At 54.8% G+C, this 20535-nt stretch carries 14 protein-coding genes; 8 read left to right on the top strand and 6 right to left on the bottom strand.

Features of this window, described 5'->3' with window-relative positions; all coding sequences use genetic code 11:
- Nucleotides 1–162: 162 nt before the first annotated feature.
- The 3 genes from AS19_RS14020 (at nucleotide 163) to AS19_RS14010 (ending at nucleotide 5219) form a co-directional block, all read left to right on the top strand.
- Entirely contained in the window at nucleotides 163–1311 is a 1149-nt protein-coding gene (locus AS19_RS14020; RefSeq protein WP_046962250.1) for an efflux RND transporter periplasmic adaptor subunit, read from the top strand.
- Nucleotides 1308–4400, top strand: a complete 3093-nt coding sequence (locus AS19_RS14015) for an efflux RND transporter permease subunit (RefSeq protein WP_046962249.1) — start codon at nucleotides 1308–1310, stop codon at nucleotides 4398–4400. The genes AS19_RS14020 and AS19_RS14015 overlap by 4 nt, the downstream gene beginning before the upstream one ends.
- A 153-nt stretch (nucleotides 4401–4553) precedes the next feature.
- Nucleotides 4554–5219: a M48 family metallopeptidase gene (locus tag AS19_RS14010; RefSeq protein ID WP_011590015.1), complete on the top strand. Its 666-nt coding sequence runs from the start codon at nucleotides 4554–4556 to the stop codon at nucleotides 5217–5219.
- 199 nt (nucleotides 5220–5418) lie between these two features.
- Here the strand turns inward: AS19_RS14010 and AS19_RS14005 are convergent, their stop codons facing one another.
- From AS19_RS14005 to AS19_RS13995, 3 genes are all read right to left on the bottom strand, one after another.
- Nucleotides 5419–5622 (bottom strand): cold-shock protein, encoded by a 204-nt coding sequence (locus tag AS19_RS14005; protein ID WP_011590014.1) that lies wholly within the window; start codon nucleotides 5620–5622, stop codon nucleotides 5419–5421.
- A 188-nt stretch (nucleotides 5623–5810) separates the two neighbouring features.
- Nucleotides 5811–6707, bottom strand: a complete 897-nt coding sequence (locus AS19_RS14000; protein WP_011590013.1) for a D-hexose-6-phosphate mutarotase — start codon at nucleotides 6705–6707, stop codon at nucleotides 5811–5813.
- A 56-nt stretch (nucleotides 6708–6763) separates the two neighbouring features.
- The gene (locus AS19_RS13995) at nucleotides 6764–8137 is read right to left on the bottom strand and encodes a wax ester/triacylglycerol synthase family O-acyltransferase (protein WP_011590012.1); all 1374 of its coding nucleotides are present in this window, start codon (nucleotides 8135–8137) and stop codon (nucleotides 6764–6766) included.
- 423 nt (nucleotides 8138–8560) lie between these two features.
- Here AS19_RS13995 and AS19_RS13990 point away from each other — a divergent pair, with 423 nt between their 5' ends.
- The gene (locus AS19_RS13990) at nucleotides 8561–10159 is read left to right on the top strand and encodes an isocitrate lyase (protein ID WP_035459723.1); all 1599 of its coding nucleotides are present in this window, start codon (nucleotides 8561–8563) and stop codon (nucleotides 10157–10159) included.
- 358 nt (nucleotides 10160–10517) lie between these two features.
- Here AS19_RS13990 and AS19_RS13985 read toward each other — a convergent pair whose 3' ends face one another.
- The 3 genes from AS19_RS13985 to AS19_RS13975 form a co-directional block, all read right to left on the bottom strand.
- Nucleotides 10518–11819: a hypothetical protein gene (locus AS19_RS13985; protein ID WP_046962248.1), complete on the bottom strand. Its 1302-nt coding sequence runs from the start codon at nucleotides 11817–11819 to the stop codon at nucleotides 10518–10520.
- Nucleotides 11820–12020: 201 nt separating this feature from the next.
- The gene (locus AS19_RS13980; RefSeq protein ID WP_046962247.1) at nucleotides 12021–13835 is read right to left on the bottom strand and encodes an acyl-CoA dehydrogenase C-terminal domain-containing protein; all 1815 of its coding nucleotides are present in this window, start codon (nucleotides 13833–13835) and stop codon (nucleotides 12021–12023) included.
- Nucleotides 13836–14109: 274 nt separating this feature from the next.
- On the bottom strand, nucleotides 14110–15810 hold the full coding sequence (locus AS19_RS13975; protein WP_011590008.1) for a potassium/proton antiporter: 1701 nt from the start codon (nucleotides 15808–15810) through the stop codon (nucleotides 14110–14112).
- Between the two features lie 329 nt (nucleotides 15811–16139).
- Here AS19_RS13975 and mnmG point away from each other — a divergent pair, with 329 nt between their 5' ends.
- From mnmG to AS19_RS13955, 4 genes are all read left to right on the top strand, one after another.
- Entirely contained in the window at nucleotides 16140–18035 is a 1896-nt protein-coding gene (mnmG, locus tag AS19_RS13970) for a tRNA uridine-5-carboxymethylaminomethyl(34) synthesis enzyme MnmG (protein WP_011590007.1), read from the top strand.
- A complete protein-coding gene (rsmG, locus tag AS19_RS13965; RefSeq protein WP_011590006.1) occupies nucleotides 18032–18646 on the top strand; it encodes a 16S rRNA (guanine(527)-N(7))-methyltransferase RsmG in 615 nt (204 codons plus the stop codon). The genes mnmG and rsmG overlap by 4 nt, the downstream gene beginning before the upstream one ends.
- Nucleotides 18647–18709: 63 nt before the next feature.
- Nucleotides 18710–19507, top strand: a complete 798-nt coding sequence (locus AS19_RS13960; protein ID WP_011590005.1) for a ParA family protein — start codon at nucleotides 18710–18712, stop codon at nucleotides 19505–19507.
- Nucleotides 19508–19603: 96 nt separating this feature from the next.
- On the top strand, nucleotides 19604–20518 hold the full coding sequence (locus AS19_RS13955) for a ParB/RepB/Spo0J family partition protein (protein WP_041705187.1): 915 nt from the start codon (nucleotides 19604–19606) through the stop codon (nucleotides 20516–20518).
- Nucleotides 20519–20535 lie beyond the last annotated feature (17 nt).

Here is a 20535-nt window from a genome sequence, read left to right as displayed (position 1 = left end):
TTTGCCTCGTGTGGGTGCAGATTGTCCCCCAGCCTGAAAGACGCAGCATGCAAGGGGTTTTCAGCGGTCCTTTAAGGCGTGCTACACATTGCTTGCATAATTTAACGTTACACTGATGTGCTTCAATCAGTCTAGGTTTGAATGAAAATAATGGAGAGTGGCATGGCGCGGATTATCGCGGGGCTGGTGCTGTTAGTACTGGTGGGGGTTGCTGTGTGGTGGTTTTGGCCCACGGAACAGGCGCCCATGGGCTCGCGCCCGCCGACGGCGGTGAACTTAGCGCCGAGTATCGAGCGTCCTCTCTATGACCGGGTAGAAGCTGTGGGCACCGCTCGTGCTGCTCAGGCCGTTGTGCTGTTGGCAGAAGTACCAGGGCGGGTAGCGGAAATCCACTTCCAGCAGGGTCAGCAAGTCACGCGCGGGCAATTGCTGGTGACCTTGGATGACCGCAACGCCCGCGCTGAACTCGCTCGCGCTGAAGCGGAGTACCAGCGTGCCAAGGACGACTATCGTCGTGGCCAGCAATTGGTGGATCGGCGCGCCATTTCCCAGTCCGAGGTAGATACGTTCCGCACTACTTTGGAAGCCGCTGAAGCCAGCCGGGATGTCGCCCGCGCCAATTTCAGTGACCATACCATCCGCGCCCCATTTGCCGGCGTGTTGGGTCTTCGACAGGTGGACCCTGGCGCTTATCTGCAGACCGGTGATCCGATCACGACGCTGGATAATGTGGGGCATTTGGAAGTGGATTTCCAGATACCAGAACGCTACTTGGCTAAGTTGGCTGTTGGTTTGCCGGTGCAGATCCGCAATTCAGCGTTTGAAAATCAGGCCTTTGAAGGGAGCATTACCCATCTGGATTCGCGAGTGAACAGTAGCAGCCGTAGCCTCACTGTGCGTGCGCGATTGAATAATCCTCAGGGCCAGTTATTGCCTGGGCAGTTTTTGCGAGTGTCTGTGCAATTAGCGCAACGAGATGCCTTGCTGGTGCCGGAGCAGGCAGTTATCACCCAGGGCGCGCAGAGCTATGTGTTCACCGTGAGCAAGGATAACCGGGCGCGGCGTCATCCGGTTACCTTGGGCGGGCGCCGTGATGGCTGGGTGGAAGTCACCAGTGGCCTAACGGATAAACCGGACGTAGTCGTCAATGGCCACTCCCGGCTCGGCAGCGGTCAGCCGGTAAAGATGATTGATGATCCGGAGGCATTGCTGCCCGGCCAGCGGGTGTTGCTGAACTCGGAGCCAGCAGACGATGCTCCCTTTGGGGAGCCGCAACCGAATGATTCGGCTGTTAATGAGGCGGCGGCATGATCCTGTCGGATGTTTCTATTAAACGACCGGTTTTTGCCACCGTTATCAGCCTGCTGATCGTGGTGTTTGGCGTTAGCGCCTTGCTAAAATTGCCAATCCGGGAATATCCGGATATCGACCCGCCGGAAGTGTCGGTCAGTGTGGATTACGCTGGTGCCGCGCCGGAAGTCATCGATACCCAGATTATTCAGGTTATTGAAGGCGCGATTTCCGGAGTGGAAGGGGTGCGTAAGATTGAGTCGCGTAGTCGGCTGGGTTCCGCCCGCACAACGGTAGAATTTACCCTTGAGCGGGATGTGGATATCGCCGCCAATGACGTGCGTGATGCGGTGTCTCGGGTGCTAAACCGTTTACCTGAAGAAGCTGAATCCCCGGTTATCGCCAAGGCCGATGCAGATGCTCGGCCCATTATCTGGGTTACGTTGACCAGCAGTAGCCTAGCTTCCCAGGAACTCACGGACTTTGCTGAACGATCATTGGTGGACCGCTTTGCGATGCTCGATGGTGTGTCGGAAGTGATTATCGGCGGTGAGCGCCGTTATGCCATGCGGGTGTGGCTGGATCGCCAGAGTATGGCGGCCAATCAGGTTACCGTCACCGATATCGAGCAGGCTCTGCGTAACAATAATGTGGAGCTGCCGGCGGGTAAGCTGGAATCGGAATCCCGGGCTTTTACCATTCGCGCAGATAATCGTCTGGCCACGGTGCAGGCTTTTGAAAACCTGGTGGTTAGCCGTCAGGGGGATTATTTGTTGCGCTTAGGGGATGTGGCGCGGGTGGCGCTGGGCGTGGAAAACGATGATTCGGTGCTCCGTGCTAATGGCCAAACGGCTATTGGGCTAGGTGTGGTGCGTCAGTCTAAAGCCAACACGGTAGCAGTATCAGACCGGGTGCGCGAAGAAATTGTGGCCGTGCGTGACAACCTGCCGGCGGATATCCAGCTAGACATCAATTCTGATGAGTCCTTGTTTATTCGGGCCTCTATTCGTGAAGTGCTGATTACCCTGGGCATTTCCGTGGTACTGGTGATAGCGGTGATTTTTGCCTTCCTGGGTAACCTGCGGGCTACCTTGATTCCGGCGGTGACTATTCCAGTGTCTGTGATTGGTGCCTTTATCGGGTTCGGGGTGATGGATTTTTCCATCAACGTACTGACTTTGCTGGCGTTGATACTGGCCATTGGCCTGGTGGTGGACGATGCCATTGTGATGCTGGAAAACATTCAGCGTCGTATCGACGAAGGTGAGTCACGGCTGGTGGCAGCGTATCTCGGTGCCCGTCAGGTTGCGTTTGCTGTGGTGGCCACGACGCTGACATTAGTAGCGGTGTTTGTGCCCATCTCCTTTATGGGAGGCGATGTGGGCCGGCTGTTTAGTGAGTTTGGTTTTACACTGGCCTCGGCGGTGATTATTTCCAGCATCGTGGCGCTGAGCTTGGCTCCGATGTTGTGTTCACGCTGGCTGCACCGCCACAGTCATAAAGAAAGGCAGGGCCAGAGCAACGTTCTTCAACGCGGGCTTACCCGGTTAAACCAAGCCTACGCCAATGCTCTGCAACGAACGTTGAAAAGCCCTTGGCCGTTGGCGCTAGGGTGTGTGCTGCTGTGTTTGGTGGCAGCGTTATTATTTCGGCAGCTCCCCCAAGCGCTGGCGCCTACGGAAGATCGCGGCGTGTTTATTATTCCTGCTACCTCACCGCAGGGCTCCACCGTGGAATACGGTGCGCACCATACTCGGGCACTGGAAAAAATTCTGATCCCTCTGGTGGAAAAGGGGGAGGCAGAGCGGGTGCTGGCAATTATCGGTTTTCGTGGTGTGCCGGAGCGGGCGTTTACCATTGTGCGGCTAAAAGATTGGCAAGAGCGTGAACGCACTCAGCAGGAAATTGTTAGCGAGTTACGCGGCCAACTGTCCCAAGTCACCGGCTTGCGTGCCTTTGCGGTCAATCCGCCGGGGTTGGGGCAAAGTGCCTTCGACCAGGCTTTGGAAGTGGTGGTGGCCGGGCCGGACTATGAGCAGGTGCTGGCTTGGAGCGAGACTCTGATGGCGGCCCTGCGCGAAAACCCCAACTTGATCAGCATCGATACTGATTTTGAGCAGACCCAGCCGCAGCTGGATGTGAATTTGAATCGTGAACGGGCGGCAGATTTGGGGATCACAGCCACCGATGTGGGCACTACCCTGCAGGCCATGTTTGCCACCCTCACCGTATCCACCTATGTGGACCGGGGGAGGGAATACGATGTGCTACTGGAAGCGGAAAAGAGCGCCAGTGAAGTTCCCGAGGACGTGCTGCCGATCTATCTGCGCAGTGACAATGGTGGGTTGGTACCATTCTCCAGTGTGGTAAATCTGACGACCACTGGTGATGCACCAGAGCTGCGCAGGGTGGACCGGTTACCGGCTATCACTTTGTCTGCCAATCTGGCCGATGGCTATGACCTCGCCACCGCCATGCGCTATGTGGAAGCGAAAGCGAAGGAGCGGTTACCGCTGCAAGCGCGTATTGGCTACAAGGGTATGGCCGAGGAACTGAAGGAATCGGCGTCAGCGATTTTGGTGACTTTTGCATTGGCGTTGGTGATCGTGTTTTTAGTGCTGGCCGCCCAGTTTGAAAGTTGGATTCATCCGTTAATTATCATGCTCACGGTGCCACTGGCGTTAGCAGGTGCGGTAATTGCGATCAGTATTACCGGTGACAGCCTGAACATTTACAGTCAGATTGGCATGATCATGTTACTCGGGCTGATGGCGAAAAATGGCATCCTAATTGTGGAATTCGCCAACCAGCTTCGTGATCAGGGGCGCAGCGTTAAAGACGCTATCTACGAAGGTGCTATCGTGCGTTTTCGGCCAGTATTGATGACAGGGGTCTCCACTATCTTCGGTGCTGTGCCGTTGGTGCTGGCCACCGGCGCTGGTGCGGAAAGTCGTTTTACCATCGGCGTAGTGATACTCGGGGGGTTATTGTTTGCCACCGTGCTGACCTTGTTCATTATCCCGGTGCTGTATCAATGGCTGGCACCCTATGCCACACCGGCGGATGCGGTCAGCCAACAACTGGATCAGGAAATGCGCAAAAGCCGTTGAAAGTGCAAAATTAAAACACGGATGATATTTTGCCAGTCGAGAATGTTATTACCTGTGTGTCCCCCACAACGATTTCGCAGCCACGGCGAGCCAGAAAAAAATCTGCGCTCGCGGCATTTTCTTTAACGGTTAACTTTTTAGCCTGCCTTTGTAATGACTGATTACGAACTGATCCGCAGCAAGCGCCGCAGCCTGGAGCTTCGTGTTCTGGAAGATGGGCGTGTTCAAGTGCGCGCGCCTCAACAGACACCTCTACGGATGGTGCAGGCTTTTGTGGCAAGCCGTAGTCAATGGATTGCCGCGCAGCAAGAACGGCAAGCACAGCGGCCCCGACAGCGTTGGCACGACGGTGCTGCGTTTGTCCTGCGGGGGAAAACTCTCAGCCTGGATGTGAGCGAAGGGGCTACCCGGGTTTTCGTCAGTGGCGGCTATCTCACCGTACGAGTGAGCGATTCGGATCAGGAAAGCAGTGTGAAAACGGCGGTGCAAAACTGGTTACGCAAACAGGCGCGAGCGGCTTTCGAAGACAGTATTGAGCGCCAGTTCGACTGGTTTGCTGCTGAAGGATTCTCACGCCCGGTATTACGGGTGAAAAGCATGCGTACCCGTTGGGGGTCTCTGTCTGCCCGTGGCTACATCAATCTTAACTTGGCGCTGCTGCACTATCCTCCCAAGGCGCTGGATTATGTGGTCATGCATGAACTTTGCCATCTCATACACATGAACCACGGCCCCGGTTTTCACGCCCTGATGGACGCCCGTATGCCCGACTGGCGTCAGCGAAAAAATCTCCTAGACCAACCATGTTATCAGCCCTGAGCGCTGAGTTAATCGTGCAGAGTGTAAAGTTCAAACGCGGGAGGGTTGGTGATGGTGTGCCGGTGATGAATCAGAGTACGCGGGCATGGTCTTTCAACACGCGAGCACTTGTTGCGCGTTTTTAAACGTTGCACTTTCAACGTTTCACCAGACATAAAAAAAACCCGCCGAAGCGGGTTTTTTCTACTAACGTGGTTGCTTATTCAGCAACAACGTTAGCAGCCTGTGGACCTTTTGGGCCCTGCTGGATCTCGAAGGAAACCTTCTGACCCTCAGCCAGGGTTTTGAAGCCTGAGCCGGTAATTGCACTGAAATGAACGAACACGTCCGCACCACCATCGTCCTGGGAAATGAAGCCAAAACCCTTGGACTCGTTAAACCACTTCACAGTACCTGTAGCCATGTGAATATATACCTCAAAAACTATTACTTAGGGTGTTGCTTGCAAACCATGTTGAGCGGTGTTCGGAGACAACTTCAGCTTCACGCAGGGAAGACAACTACCAAAACAATCCACGGCCATAATTCGCAGCCACTTCTGACTCTACTCCCCTTTTTTTGATTGCACCACCCCTTTTTTTTTGCCTGTTTTTAAGGCTGGAATGAACCATTGTCTCTAATCTCAACGGCCATTTCGTGGGACTCCCCTGGAGCCAAAGTGAGCACATCATCCAATACTCGAGCGGTTTCGATGCACAGCATTCGCTGCCATGCGTCGGGGGCAAATTGACTGAGCAACTGACTTTTTTTGATCCACGGATTCCAGATAACGGCGGAGTGGCTGCCTCGACAAGTCAGCTGAATTTGTCGTTGCCAGAGGGGATCTTCCACGTGTAGCTGCGAAGGCAGTTGCAGGTAAAGTCGGTCGGTTTCCTGATGCAATTGCAGTGGCTGATCGTCTTGGCGTGTCTGCCAGTCGTCCAGTGCATCCACGTAGGGAGTATGGGCGAGCCCGTGCACGGTAATCTGCCGGCTGTCGGCCACGGCCAGATAGGTGTGCAGGGCTTGGCTGAGAGTGACCGAACGGTTGCCGTGATTATGGTTGCTCAGGCTTAACGTTAGGGTGTTGCTGAGGGTGACAGTGAGTGTGGGCGTGACCGGGGGAAAATGCTGGTGGTCGCCATGCTCTGCCAGTTGGAAAATCAGTTGCACTTGTTCTTTGTCCATGTGCTCTTCGTCGAGCCGCCAGGGTTGCTGGCGAACCAGGCCGTGGGCGGGCGGCTCGTGGAGCTGATATTGCCGCTGAACACTGTCAGGGTTGCGCTCCAGTGCGCCGAACCAAGGCCAGCAGATCGGCACGCCGCCGCGCACGCCTTGGTCAACTTCGTAGGCCGCCTGTTCACTGAGCCACAGAATAGGTGGCTCGCCATCGCGCCGGTATTCGAGCACTTGGGCACCTTGTTCGGCGATTACCAGCGTCTGGCCGCGATGGTGTAACTGCCAGCAGTTGAGACCGCCTCGCCTGATGCGGTTTAGTTCAGTTGCCATAATTGTTCGCCGGATGCCAAACGTCGGACCGGTCAGGAATCAACAGCCTGGTGTGACTATTTAATTCCTGCACCGATTTCCAATTCGCGGATGGACTGTTCCAGGTAATCCAGTAGTCGCTGCATGGAAGGTAGAGTACGGCGGCAGGCGATAAGCCCAAATTCCATCTGGTCTACATAACTGGTGAGGGTGATATTTAGGGCGATGCGATCCAAGGCAATGGATACTGGATACACTCCTTGCAGCTGTGCACCATTCCAGTACAGCGGCTCTTTCGGCCCGGGTATGTTGGAAATCACCACGTTGAAGGCCCGCCATTTTGGCGCTAGGCCGGTCAGTAAGTTCAAGCCGGTGGGAGCCATGGTGAGGGCGGTGAAATTGAGAATTTCTTCCGGGCTCATCTGCGAGAAGCGGGATTTGGCTTCCTCGACGGAATCGTGGATGACGCGCAGGCGATTAGCTGGATCACAGATGTGGGTGCCCAGGTTAGCCAAGATCATACCGATCTGGTTGCCGCCAGTGCTGTCGTCCTGCCGCAGGCTCATGGGCACCATGGCAATCAGTGGCTCATCGGGCAGCGCGTGTTGGCTAATCAAGTATTCGCGCAGAGCGTGGCCACACATGGAGAGCACCACGGTGTTAATGGTGCAGTTATAGGCCTTGGCGATAACTTTCAGGCGCGGTAATGGAAAGCTCTGGGCGGCAAAGCGGCGTGAACCGGTGATGGTATTATTCAGAATCGTGTCGGGAGCCTGAAAAATAGACACATAGTTTTCATCTTTTTTGGCTTTTTGGGTTACTTTGTAAACCTCCCGCGCGAGACCGGGCACTGTGGCAGCTTGTTTGCTTATGCTCGCGGTTAGGCGCGCCATGCTGGAGGCCATGTCAACCGGGTTGCTGGGCAGTGAGCGGGAGCGTTTTTTGGTGTTGAACGCCCAAGCCGGAGCCATTTCACGTTCACTGGGGTCAGTGGAAAGCGTTTTGGAGGCGATACGCATGGCGGATATGCCATCCATCACCGAATGGTGGATCTTATAATAGAGAGCGAACTGGCGACCGCGGATCCCTTCGATCAAATGGGCTTCCCACATGGGGCGCTCCCGGTCCAGCAGGTTGGAATGTTCGGCGGAGACCAAAGAAAGCAGTTCGCGAATGCGACCGGGTTTGGGGAGTGCTTCGTGGCGGAAGTGGTGGTCGATATCGAACTGTTTGTCTCTAGTCCAGTAATACTGGCCGAGTCGACGGGTCAGGCGCTGGTTGAATGGCGCCACCGGGTGGCAGTAATCCCGCATTTGCTGGGCCAGCTCACTCACATACTTGGGGCCGGCACCTTCCGGGAAGGAAAACAGCTGCAAACCGCCTACGTGCATGGGTTGCTGTCGTTTTTCCAGCCACAGGAACAGTTGATCCACTGGGCTAAGCGCTTTCATATATTCTCCTTGGTAATAATTTTCTCCCTAGACACACGCTGTCTACCTTTAACAGGTTATGCACTCTCCATGCCAGCTGCGCAAGAGTAAATCATAGTAACAAAGAGGAGGGCGGGTCATTCTCTGTGTGCCTGTGTGTGGGCACGCAAAGAGTGGGCGTTGCGCTAAGCTGTCTTGGTGGGAGGGGATGATGGCCAGATTCTACTAGTGCTTAAGTCTTAGGTAAAAGGCCAGTCACTAGCGTTGAAAAGACAGCATTATCAAGGCATTCATGCTGTGAATACCGAATATAGATCATATTGATTATGTTTATGTGTTGTGGGGCACTAGAATGCGCGACATCGGTAGATCGGCATGGAATGTCATGAACAGGGTTTTCACTCTCCGGCATCGATAAACTAATTTCATATTCAGAGGTTCACCATGTCATACACCAAAGACATCGAAGCACTCGGCTCCGTGGTTGGTGCGCAAAGCACCTGGAAAGATATCAACCCGGAATCTGCGGTTCGCATGCGTCTGCAAAACCGTTTCAACACGCATCTGGACATCGCCAAGTACAACGCCAAGATCATGCGTGAAGACATGGCGGCCTATGACGCTGACACTTCCAAGTACACCCAGTCCCTGGGTTGCTGGCACGGTTTTGTTGGTCAGCAAAAAATGATCTCCATCAAAAAGCACTTCGGTAGCACTAAAGGTCGTTACCTGTACTTGTCTGGCTGGATGGTTGCTGCACTGCGTTCTGAGTTTGGTCCGCTGCCTGACCAATCCATGCACGAGAAGACTGTCGTCGCTGACCTGATCCGTGAACTGTACACCTTCTTGAAGCAGGCTGACGCTTGGGAACTGAATCACCTGTTCCGTGCGCTGGACGATGCCAAAGAAGCTGGCGACGAAGCCAAGCAGAAAGAAATCATCGATCAGATCGACAACTTCGAAACTCACGTTGTTCCGATCATTGCCGACATCGATGCTGGTTTCGGTAACCCGGAAGCCACCTACCTGATGGCCAAGCAACTGATCGAAGCCGGTGCTTGCTGTATCCAGATCGAAAACCAGGTGTCTGACGAGAAGCAGTGTGGCCACCAAGACGGTAAAGTAACCGTTCCTCACGCTGACTTCCTGGCCAAGATCAACGCTGTACGTTACGCGTTCCTGGAGCTGGGTGTGGACGATGGTGTAATCGTTGCCCGTACTGACTCCCTGGGTGCTGGCCTGACCAAGCAAATCGCAGTAACCAACGAGCCGGGCGACTTGGGTGACCAGTACAACGCCTTCTTGGACGGTGAGGTGATTGAGTCTGCTGAGGACATCAACAACGGCGACGTTGTGATCAAGTCTAACGGCAAGCTGCTTAAGCCGAAGCGTTTGGCTTCTGGCCTGTTCCAGTTTAAAGCCGGCTCCGGTATCGACCGTGTTGTTCTGGACTGTATCACCAGCCTGCAGAACGGCGCTGACCTGTTGTGGATTGAGACTGAGAAGCCTCACGTTGGCCAGATTGCAGAAATGGTTAACCGCATCCGCGAAGTGGTGCCGGACGCCAAGCTGGTTTACAACAACAGCCCGTCCTTCAACTGGACCCTGAACTTCCGTCAGCAGGTATTTGATGCTTGGGAGAAAGAAGGTAAAGACGTGTCCGCTTACGATCGCGATCGTCTGATGAGCGCTGATTACGACAGCACTGAGCTTGCTCAGCTGGCTGACGAGTGGACCAAGAACTTCCAGCGTGATGCGTCCCGTGAAGCAGGTATCTTCCACCACCTGATTACTCTGCCGACTTACCACACTGTTGCTCTGTCTACCGATAACCTGGCTAAAGGCTACTTCGGTGACGAAGGCATGTTGGCTTATGTTGCAGGCGTTCAGCGTAAAGAAATCCGTCAGGGCATCGCTACTGTGAAGCACCAGGACATGGCCGGTTCTAATATCGGTGATGACCATAAAGAGTACTTCTCCGGCGAAGCTGCACTGAAAGCTGGCGGTAAAGACAACACCATGGGTCAGTTCGAGAACACCTAATTCTCGATAGATTCAAGGTAAGTCTTTAAGAGGCGGCCTCCGTAAGGGGGCCGCTTTTTTGTGCTGAAAAAAAACGTCTTCCACCACAGTAAAATGCCGGGTAGTTGTCCCATTCAGCCAGGGTGGGCGAAACCAGAAACAGTTGAGCTAACACAAAACAGAGAAAGCAGTGTTTGATGATGTACCGCGAGGCTGAATGGAATAATGCTGCACTCTAACTAGAGTACGATTCGGCACGCGGTGGTCGCATCACCTATATGAGATAATCGGTGGCCGGGACCGAATATGCCGAGGGGATTAACGAAGAGGATTGACCAACGGCCAGTTGGCCATTGGTCAAATAAAGGGGCAGGGAAGGTTAAAGCGGTATCGGACAGTTGAGTCCGCCGAATTTTTTCTTGGTAGTACTGATGCATAGTTTGGTTGCGATGCCAAAGGGGTCACCTGGAATACGGCCACAGGCTTCTTTGGCAGCGTAGGCTTTAGCGCACTCCGATGTAGTAGAGGAAACCACACTGGCGGGTGTGTTTGCTGCAGGAAAGGTACTTGCCGGTTGGCTCGGCGCTGTGGGCTTAGCTATGGTGGCGGCTGGAGAGGGAAAGCCATTGCGAATTTTCAACAAGGGATCCATATACACCCCTTCTTCGCCGAAGCTGCTTTCGGTGGCGCTAACGCAATCGTAGGTATTTTCAATTCTGAAATAATCCACCGACTGGCCCATGTCTTTACAGTACACACTTTGTTCACCGGTATGGCTGGGAACAATAAAAACACCATGCTGAACACCATCTCTCTGGGTAAGAACGGTACCGTTATGCGTCCAGGTGCGGTTCATGAAGCGGTCCTCTTCTTGCCACCGCATTCTGATGCTATTGCCGGTTTTATTGACAACAGTCTGCCGTATCAGAGTAATGCCTTGGTACGGGGCTTGGGTAGTTGAGGCAACATAGTGAGCGACATACATGGGTTTATCGATAAACCGGGAGGTATCGATATCGCCTTTCTTGAGCCGATCGGTTTTTTGCCAAGTGGTTTTAATAACAGGGAAATCGTTTAGGCCACTATCGCGACGGTAGCGTTTTACGGTAATGCGAGATTTACCCAGGTCGCTTTTTCTCCATGAGCCATTGATATTGATTCGATTCTTGATGTGGTTGGTGTAAACCGCATGAATATAAACCGGGTGCCGGAAGGCATCGGGCAATTGTTTCAGTTCCACCACCATGTTCGGGATGGTGTGCATCTCAACGGCGCTTAACGCATGACATCCGGCTGGAGTTGAGCGAATGCTAATCTGTTCATAGCCAACAGTGGAAAGGCTTTCAATCGTAGCGCTTTTACTGGGTGGATTAATCATCTCGGGGCTGAGTCTGGCAATCTCTAAAGCCCGTTCCTGCGGCAAGGCGCATTCAGTCAGACTGGGGAAATCGTCATACACTTCACCGTTGGCGTAGTCCTGCTGGTAGTGAGTGAAGAAATTCGACTCAAGGAGGCTTATATCAAATTGTGTTTGTGTGGGCCAGTGGTCCAGAGGATCAACAACCTCGGCATACAAGGCGTTCTGAGCAGCGTTGGTTTGAGCGAGTTGTTGATGAGGTGCGGCGCAGCTGACCAGAAGGCTAGCCACAACAGCGAGCCGCAATGGTTTCAAGATGGTCATGACCTTCCCCCGATCATTATTTATAACGTAAAACCCCCGATCAAACCGTTGCTAATGTAGCAGTTGGCAGCTACTGAGTGGATACCCTATATGGGGGATGAATAAAAGGAGGGTGCCTGGATAACCAGGCCTGGTTGGGGTGCGGATAGATAAAAAATAATAAGGCGGCCAAGTGGCCGCCTTATTATTGAACGCAAGGTGTTATTCGTAATCGAACGAAAAGTGCTCAGCGCTCAACTGCATGGTGCTTTTGGTGGGCTTGAGAGCCGCTTCGGCATGGCCCTTGGCGCTGGGCAGCATGCGGTCGAAATAGAATTCTGCGGTAGCCAATTTGGCTTTGTAGAATTCTGCCGGCTCTTTGCCGCCATTTTCCAGCTTGTCACTGGCAACACCGGCTTGCAGCGCCCAGAAGTAAGCCATCATGGCGTAACCGCTGTACATCAAGAAGTCGTAGCTGGCAGTGGCCACCATATCGCGATCCTTTGCGGCCACCAGCATGATGCGTGTGGTTAGGTAGTTCCACTCGGCAGCAATTTTCAGCAGCTTCCAGGCGAACGGACGCAGCTTGGGATCACGTAGGTTCTTGGTGCCGAAATCCACCAGTTTTTTGGAGAATTCACGCACACACTTGCCGCGGGAAGACAGCAGTACCTTGCGGCCAAGTAAGTCCAGCGCCTGGATACCGGTGGTGCCTTCGTACAGAGTTGAGATGCGCGCATCGCGAGCGATCTGTTCCATACCGTGTTCTTTAATGTAACCGTGGCCACCGAAAACTTGCATGCCTTCGTTGGCCGCTTCCAGGCCTTTTTCAGTGAGGAAGCCTTTCAGGATCGGCGTAAGGAAACCCAGCTCGCTATCCCAGTGGTCGTACTTTTCCATGTCGTCTTCGAGCATGCCAGCGATCATGTTGTCTGCGTACTGGGCAGCGTAATAAATCATCGCGCGGCCGCCTTCGGCAATAGCCTTTTGCTTGAGTAGCATGCGGCGTACGTCGCCGTGATGAATCAAGCTGTCAGCGATGGCATCGGGCTCTTTCTTGCCGGACAGTGCGCGCATGGACTTGCGCTCTTTGGCGTAAGGTAGTGCCCCTTGATAAGACCGTTCTGCATGGGCCACACCTTGCATTGCCGTACCGATACGGGCGCTGTTCATGAAGGTGAACATGCACTCCAGGCCGCCGTGTTCCGGGCCGATCAAAAAGCCGGTGGCTTCATCAAAATTAATCACGCAGGTGGCGGATGCCTTGATGCCCATTTTCTTTTCCAGGGAACCACAGCTTACGCCGTTGTGTTCACCGATTTTGCCGGGCAAGTACTTGGGTACGATGAACAGGGAAATTCCCTTAGTACCTTTCGGTGCATCGGGTAGGCGGGCCAACACGATGTGGATAATGTTTTCGGTTAGGTCATGATCACCGGAGGAAATGAAAATCTTGGTACCGGAGATTTTGTAAGAACCGTCTTGCTGCGGGTCGGCTTTGGTTTTTACCTGGCCCAGGTCGGTGCCGCACTGAGGTTCAGTTAGGCACATGGTGCCGCCCCAGGTGCCTTCGGTGAGCGGTACCAGGTAATCCTGTTTCTGTTCTTCGGAACCGTGCATCTGGATAGTGTTCATGGCACCCAGAGATAGCCCCGGGTACATGGAAAAGGACCAGTTAGCCGTGGCCATCATTTCCTGTTTAATCAGGCCCAGAGACATGGGCAGGCCTTGGCCGCCCACTTCTACCGGGTGGCTCAGACCTTGCCAGCCGCCAGCGATGAATTCGTCGTAGGCTTCTTTGAAACCCTTCGGGGTGGTCACCACGCCATCTTCCAGTTTACAGCCTTCCTCGTCACCGCTCTGGTAAAGGGGCGCAATAGTGTTTTCACATAATTTGGCCATTTCACCGATAATGGCTTCTACCATATCGGGGGTGGCTTCTTCACCATTGGGCTGAGCCTTGTAGTGACGCTCAAAATCGAACACTTCGTTCATCAAAAAGCGCATATCGCGCACGGGAGCCTTGTAGGTTGGCATAGCAATCACCCTAAGAAAACGGATTAACTGTCAGGAACGGACAGCGCAACAGGGCAGGCATTGTTGGGCAATTCAAGGATGAAGGCATTGACTGCCAAGGCGCCGCACGGTTGGCGTTAGGGTGAATGGGTGTAAACACAATGCTGGGGAAAAATCGGTAAGCGACAATGTCATTATAGTGGTCTTCTACCCGAACTTCTTCCCAGCGCTTTATGCTTGGAGGCCGGCACATTGGCTCAATAACAGCATACTTTGCATGTGCTTTGCGCCGGCCTTATCCGGGAAGTTTCAGCCCGGCCATGACGACCGTGCCGTTTTCAACAGATCTTGCTCTTAGCCGCAGGCCGCTGACACGCACCGTATCACCCACTACGGTTTGTTTTCCCACTTGTTTGGTGAAGATCTCGGCCACGGTCAGTCCTTGCCAGAGTGGTGGAGGGGCTTGTACCCCATACACCGCAATCAATTGCGCTACCGGGGTTTTGCCCAGCACGCTGAAGTCGCCGTAATAACGTTTCTCATCACTGCTTAATTTATGGCATAGGTCGGACAGGCCGGATTTGTGTGATAGCGGTGCGAGCCAGGCAATCAAGTCACCGGCTTCAATTTTGGGGTCATCACTGAGGCTGAGCACCCGCGTGTTGCGATACAAAATCAACGGGGTGCGCTCGTTTTCGCCCAGTTCCCCCAAGCTCTTGCCTACGGCCTTAGCGCCGTCTTCCACTTCAAACTGCATCAAGTAGCGATCGCGAGGGGCGGCCAGGGCCACGGTTTGTTTCGGCTCGGTGGTGCGCGGCACCGAGACTTTCAGTTTGCGGGCGACAAAGCGCAGGCTTGCGCCTTGCCCAAGCAGGGAAATCAGCACCACCACGAGGGTAATATCAAATAGCAGATAGGTTTGTTCCACGCCGGCCAGTAGCGGGAAAACGGCCAGTACAATGGGCACGGCACCACGTAACCCGGTCCAGGCAATAAAGGTTTCTTCGCGCCAAGTAAAACGGAAGGGTAGCAGACTAATCCATACGGATAGCGGGCGGGCTAGCAACATCAAAAAGGCTGCCACGGCGAGGGCATAGGGAAGGTTTTCGATGAGTCGCGACGGCGTCACCAGCAGACCCAAGATCAGAAACATGCCGGACTGGGCCAGCCAGGCCATGGAGTCCATGGCTTTGAGCACATTGTCACCGGTGCCGCCCCGGCGATTACCGGCTACCAAGCCGGTCAGGTATACCGCCAGAAAACCGGAGCCGCCTACCAAATTGGTAATGGCAAACACCATGGCGCCACCGCTGCACAGCAGTAAAGCATGTAGCCCTTCGTTGCTACGCACCCGCAGCAACACTTCGCTGATCACGGCCCCCAGCAACAAGCCCAGCAGGATGCCCAAACCAAACTGTTGGATCAGAGTGACCAGCATCCCCGCGCCCCACTGGGCATCCGGGTCCACCAACATGCCTACCAGCATCAGGGTAATAAAGATGGCCATGGGGTCGTTGAGACCGGATTCGATCTCCAGGGTACTTGCCACACGTTCATTCAGGGTGACGCCAGCGCCTTTGATAACACTGAAAACGGCCGCCGCATCGGTGGAGCCGATAATACCGCCCAGCAGCAGACCCACCCGCCAGTCCACCCCGATTAACCAAGTAGTAAAAGCGCCCACCAGGGCGGCAGAGATGGCCACCCCTAAAGTAGCCAGGCTAAGGGCGGGGCGTAGGCCCAATTTGAAGGTGCTTAATCGCGTGCGTAGGCCGCCATCGAGCAGAATCACCGCCAACGCGATATTGCCAATCACATAAGCGGTGGAGAAATCATCAAACTCGATGCCGCCTAGGCCGTCTTCCCCGGCCACCATGCCCACCACTAGAAAGATGAGCAGGGACGGCACCCCGAAGCGAGCGCTCAGAGAACCCAGTAGCAGGCCGGTGAACATCAGACCGGTGCCGATCAGCAGAAAGATATTCAATGATTCCAAATGCGTTCCTAGTTAAGTGAGAACAGAGTTATAGAGTACAATAGCTTACACGGAACCGGCGGTGCGATTCAGGCCAAGCTCAAAACTCTTTTCGCCACCCAGGCACCTTCACGGTGTTGGGGGGCGCGCCTTCAGCTACTTTATGCGTGGCAGGAGCGGTGGTTGAGTTGCGGCTTGCACCGGCAAGATTACGGTAATCGGCTTGGCGGCGAGGGTTTTCGGTTCCTGCCTATTGCGAGAGGCTTGCAGCGTGAAGCGTACTCTCTATACTAGCGCGCCCGGTTGACTATATTTTGAGCAGCAGGCCAGCCCTGCAAGGTAAGTGCAGCATGGATTTTTCCCAGCGATTTGGCGTGATTGTGATTGGCGGCGGCCATGCCGGAACCGAAGCGGCACTGGCATCCGCACGTATGGGCGTTTCCACGCTGTTGCTTACTCACAACATTGAAACCCTGGGTCAGATGAGCTGTAACCCAGCCATCGGCGGCATCGGCAAGAGTCATCTAGTCCGTGAAATTGATGCTTTGGGCGGGGCCATGGGCCGTGCCACTGATAAAGGCGGTATCCAGTTTCGCGTCCTCAATGCCCGTAAAGGCCCAGCAGTGCGCGCCACTCGTGCCCAAGCCGATCGGGAACTCTATAAGGCCGCCATCCGCGGCACCCTGGAAAACCAGCCCAACCTGACCCTGTTTCAGCAAGCGGTGGACGACCTGGTGGTGGAAAACGGTCGCTGTGTGGGTGTGGTCACTAACATGGGCCTGCGTTTCATGGCCGACGCGGTGGTACTCACCGCTGGCACCTTCCTGGGCGGTGTGATCCATATTGGCCTGGATAACCATCAGGGCGGGCGCGCCGGTGACCAGCCGTCTAATGCACTGGCATGCCGTTTACGTGAACTGCCGTTTCGGGTTGATCGTCTAAAAACGGGTACGCCGCCGCGGATTGACGGCAAGAGCGTGGATTTTTCGGTGATGGAAGAGCAGTGGGGGGATAACCCGCTGCCAGTGATGAGCTACTTGGGTAAGGTGGAGGAGCATCCGCAGCAAGTGTGCTGCTACATCACCCATACCAATGCGCAGACCCACGACATTATCCGCAGTGGTTTTGATCGCAGCCCCATGTTCACCGGAGTTATCGATGGGGTGGGGCCGCGTTATTGTCCGTCCATCGAAGACAAGGTAAACCGCTATCCGGACAAAGACAGCCATCAGATTTTCGTGGAACCGGAAGGGCTCAATACCCACGAGTTATATCCTAACGGCATTTCCACCAGCCTGCCGTTTGATGTGCAGCTGCAGGCGGTGCGCTCCATCCGCGGCTTTGAAAACGCCCATATCACCCGCCCTGGTTATGCCATCGAATACGATTATTTTAATCCCCAGGACCTCAAGCACAGCCTGGAAACTCAGCATATGCCGGGGCTATTCTTTGCCGGCCAGATCAATGGCACGACCGGTTACGAAGAAGCGGGCGCCCAGGGATTGCTGGCGGGCCTGAACGCGGCCCGGCTGAGTCAGGGTAAAGACGCCTGGACCCCCCGCCGCGATGAAGCCTATATAGGCGTACTGGTGGATGACCTGATTACCATGGGGACTCAAGAGCCCTACCGCATGTTCACTAGCCGCGCCGAATACCGGTTGTTGCTGCGTGAAGACAACGCGGATCTGCGCCTCACAGAGAAGGGCCGTGAGCTGGGATTGGTGGGTGACGAACGTTGGGCGGCCTTCAACGCCAAACGTGACGGCATGGCCAGCGAAGAGCAGCGTCTTAAAACCACCTGGGTGCGGCCAAAAACGCCAGAAGCCGAGGCGGTGAATGCGTTAATCGAAAAGCCGTTGACTCATGAATACAATTTGCTCGACCTGCTCAAGCGCCCTGAGCTGACCTACGCCAATTTAGCGGAAGCGGTGGCGCTGGCGGACCGCCCGGATAGTGCAGTCATTGAGCAGATGGAAATTCTTGCCAAGTACGCAGGCTATATTGATCGTCAGGCAGACGAAATCGAAAAACTGCGGGCCGCAGAAACCACCGCCCTGCCGGTGGAATTTGATTATGGCCAGGTAAAAGGCCTATCCAATGAGGTGAAGCAAAAGCTCAGCGAGATTCGTCCGCAGACCTTGGGCCAGGCGGGCCGCATTCCCGGCGTCACCCCGGCGGCTATTTCCTTACTGATGATTTACCTGAAAAAACATCACCATCAAAAGAAGGCCGCCCAACAAGCATGAGTCTTTCCAGCACTCTGACCCAGGGAATTGATGCCCTTGGCCTTTCCTTGAGCGACGATCAGCAGCGCTTGTTACTCGCGTATGTGGATCTGTTGGTTAAATGGAACCAGGCCTATAACCTCACCGCGATCCGCGACCCACAGGAAATGGTGACCCGCCATTTGTTGGATTCTCTGGCTGTATTGGCCTACCTGGAAGAAGGCGATACCCTGGATGTGGGGACCGGTGCCGGTATCCCCGGGGTTATTCTGGCGGTGGCTCGCCCGCAGCAAGCCTTTGTGCTTCTGGATTCCAACGGTAAGAAAACCCGTTTTGTCCGTCAGGCCCGCCGCGAATTAGGGTTGGATAACGTGGAGGTTGTGCACGGTCGCGTGGAACAGTACCGTAAAGCCCCATCACAGATCATTTGTCGCGCTTTTGCTTCCTTGTCGGATATGCTGGCGTTGATGACGCCCATAATGACCGATAATACCCGCCTATTGGCAATGAAAGCGGCCAGCACAGAAGAAGAGCTGGCCACCCTGCCGGCGCAGTGGCAAGGGCGCCATCACACCCTGACAGTGCCGGGCTTGGATGAGCCTCGCACCTTGGTGGTAGTGAATAAAGCTTGATAGTGAACGGGGGCCGTCAGGCACCCTGTCTCAAGCGTCAGGCGTAAAATCAAGGAGAACGCAGTGACCACCGTATTTGCCGTAGCCAATCAGAAAGGCGGCGTGGGCAAGACCACCAGCAGTGTGAATCTGGCGGCGTCGCTGGCGGCCACCCGCAAGAAGGTGATGCTCGTGGACATTGATCCACAGGGCAATGCCACCACCGGGTCAGGCGTAGATAAGTTTGATACCGATTACACTATTTATGATGTGCTGTGCGATGACGTGGCTATCGAGCAGGCGGTGACGGACACCCCGGAAGATTCTGGGTTTGATCTGATCGCCGCCAATGGTGATTTGACCGCGGCTGAGGTTCAGTTGTTGGACATGAGTGCTAAGGAGTTTCGTTTGCGTAACGCCTTAGCGCGAGTCCGTGATCAGTACGATTACATCCTTATTGATTGCCCGCCGTCCCTGAACATGCTCACCGTCAATGCGCTGACGGCGGCAGACTCAGTAATAGTGCCCATCCAGTGTGAGTACTATGCCTTGGAAGGCTTGACCGCACTGATGAACACCATTGAGAAAATTCGCATGGTACTTAACCCGAAGCTGCACATCGGGGGTTTACTGCGCACCATGTATGACCCACGCAACAGCCTCTCCAATGATGTGTCCAACCAGTTAATTAGCCATTTCGGTGACAAGGTGTATCGCACCATTATTCCCCGTAACGTGCGGTTGGCGGAGGCGCCCAGTCATGGTGCGCCAGTGATTACCTATGATCCAAAATCCCGCGGTGCGGTTAGCTATTTGGCGTTGGCCGGCGAGATTTTGCGCCGGGAGCAGGCCATCAAGGCCCAGCCTGTCGCAGCGTCATGATGGCGGCATCCGGTAATATTTTTTTTGGCGGGCGGAGTGTGTCCGCAGCGTCAGGCGCCGAGCGTCTGGCGTCATGCGTATCATCAAGGATTAACCATGGCGGCAAAGCGTAAACGCGGTCTCAGCAAGGGCCTGGATGCCCTGCTCAGCAGCAACGAGTCCTACCAGCGGCATCAGGAAGAAGTGAGCCTACAGAATCAGGGCGAAACGAGCGGTGAGCCCAGTCTGCGCCCCCGTGATGGCGAATTGCGCCACCTGCCTGTGGAGTGCATGGAGCGTGGCCGTTACCAGCCACGCCGGGATATGTCACCCGATGCCCTAGAGGAACTGGCTGAGTCGATTCGTGCCCAAGGCGTGATGCAGCCCATCGTGGTGCGCCCATTGGGCGATAAGCGCTACGAAATCATCGCCGGTGAGCGCCGCTGGCGTGCCGCACAGATGGCCGAGCTGGACACCATTCCAGCGGTTATTCGCGAAGTGCCCGACGAAGCCGCCATCGCCATGGCGCTGATTGAAAATATCCAGCGGGAAAATCTCAACCCAATGGAGGAGGCCATCGCGCTGGGCCGATTGAAAGAAGAGTTCGGGCTCACCCATCAGCAAGTGGCCGATGCGGTGGGTAAATCCCGCGCCATGGTGACCAACTTGCTACGGTTGATGAGCCTGGAGACCGACGTTAAGAAGCTGCTGGAGCACGGCGACCTGGAAATGGGCCACGCTCGCGCCCTGTTAGCGCTGACCGGCAACAAACAGGTTGAGGCTGCCCGCACCGTGGTGGCCAAAGGGCTGTCAGTACGCCAAACCGAAGAACTGGTCCGCGATTTTGAAAAAGCCAAACCTGCGAAACCGGCGGCCCCTAAAGAAGACCCTAATGTGAAGGCGCTAATCAGCGACTTGTCTGATCGCTTGGGGGCGCCGGTGCAAATTCAACAACAGGGGAAAAAAGGCAAGCTAGTGATCAGCTATAACAGCTTGGATGAATTGGATGGCATTTTGGCTCACATCAAATAGCAGGCCTGCGTATTGCT

It is taken from the genome of Alcanivorax sp. NBRC 101098, from assembly GCF_001010505.1.
Classification (GTDB): domain Bacteria; phylum Pseudomonadota; class Gammaproteobacteria; order Pseudomonadales; family Alcanivoracaceae; genus Alcanivorax; species Alcanivorax borkumensis.
Note: the sequence above shows the minus strand (reverse complement) of the source record. Positions and strands in the feature narration are given on the sequence as shown.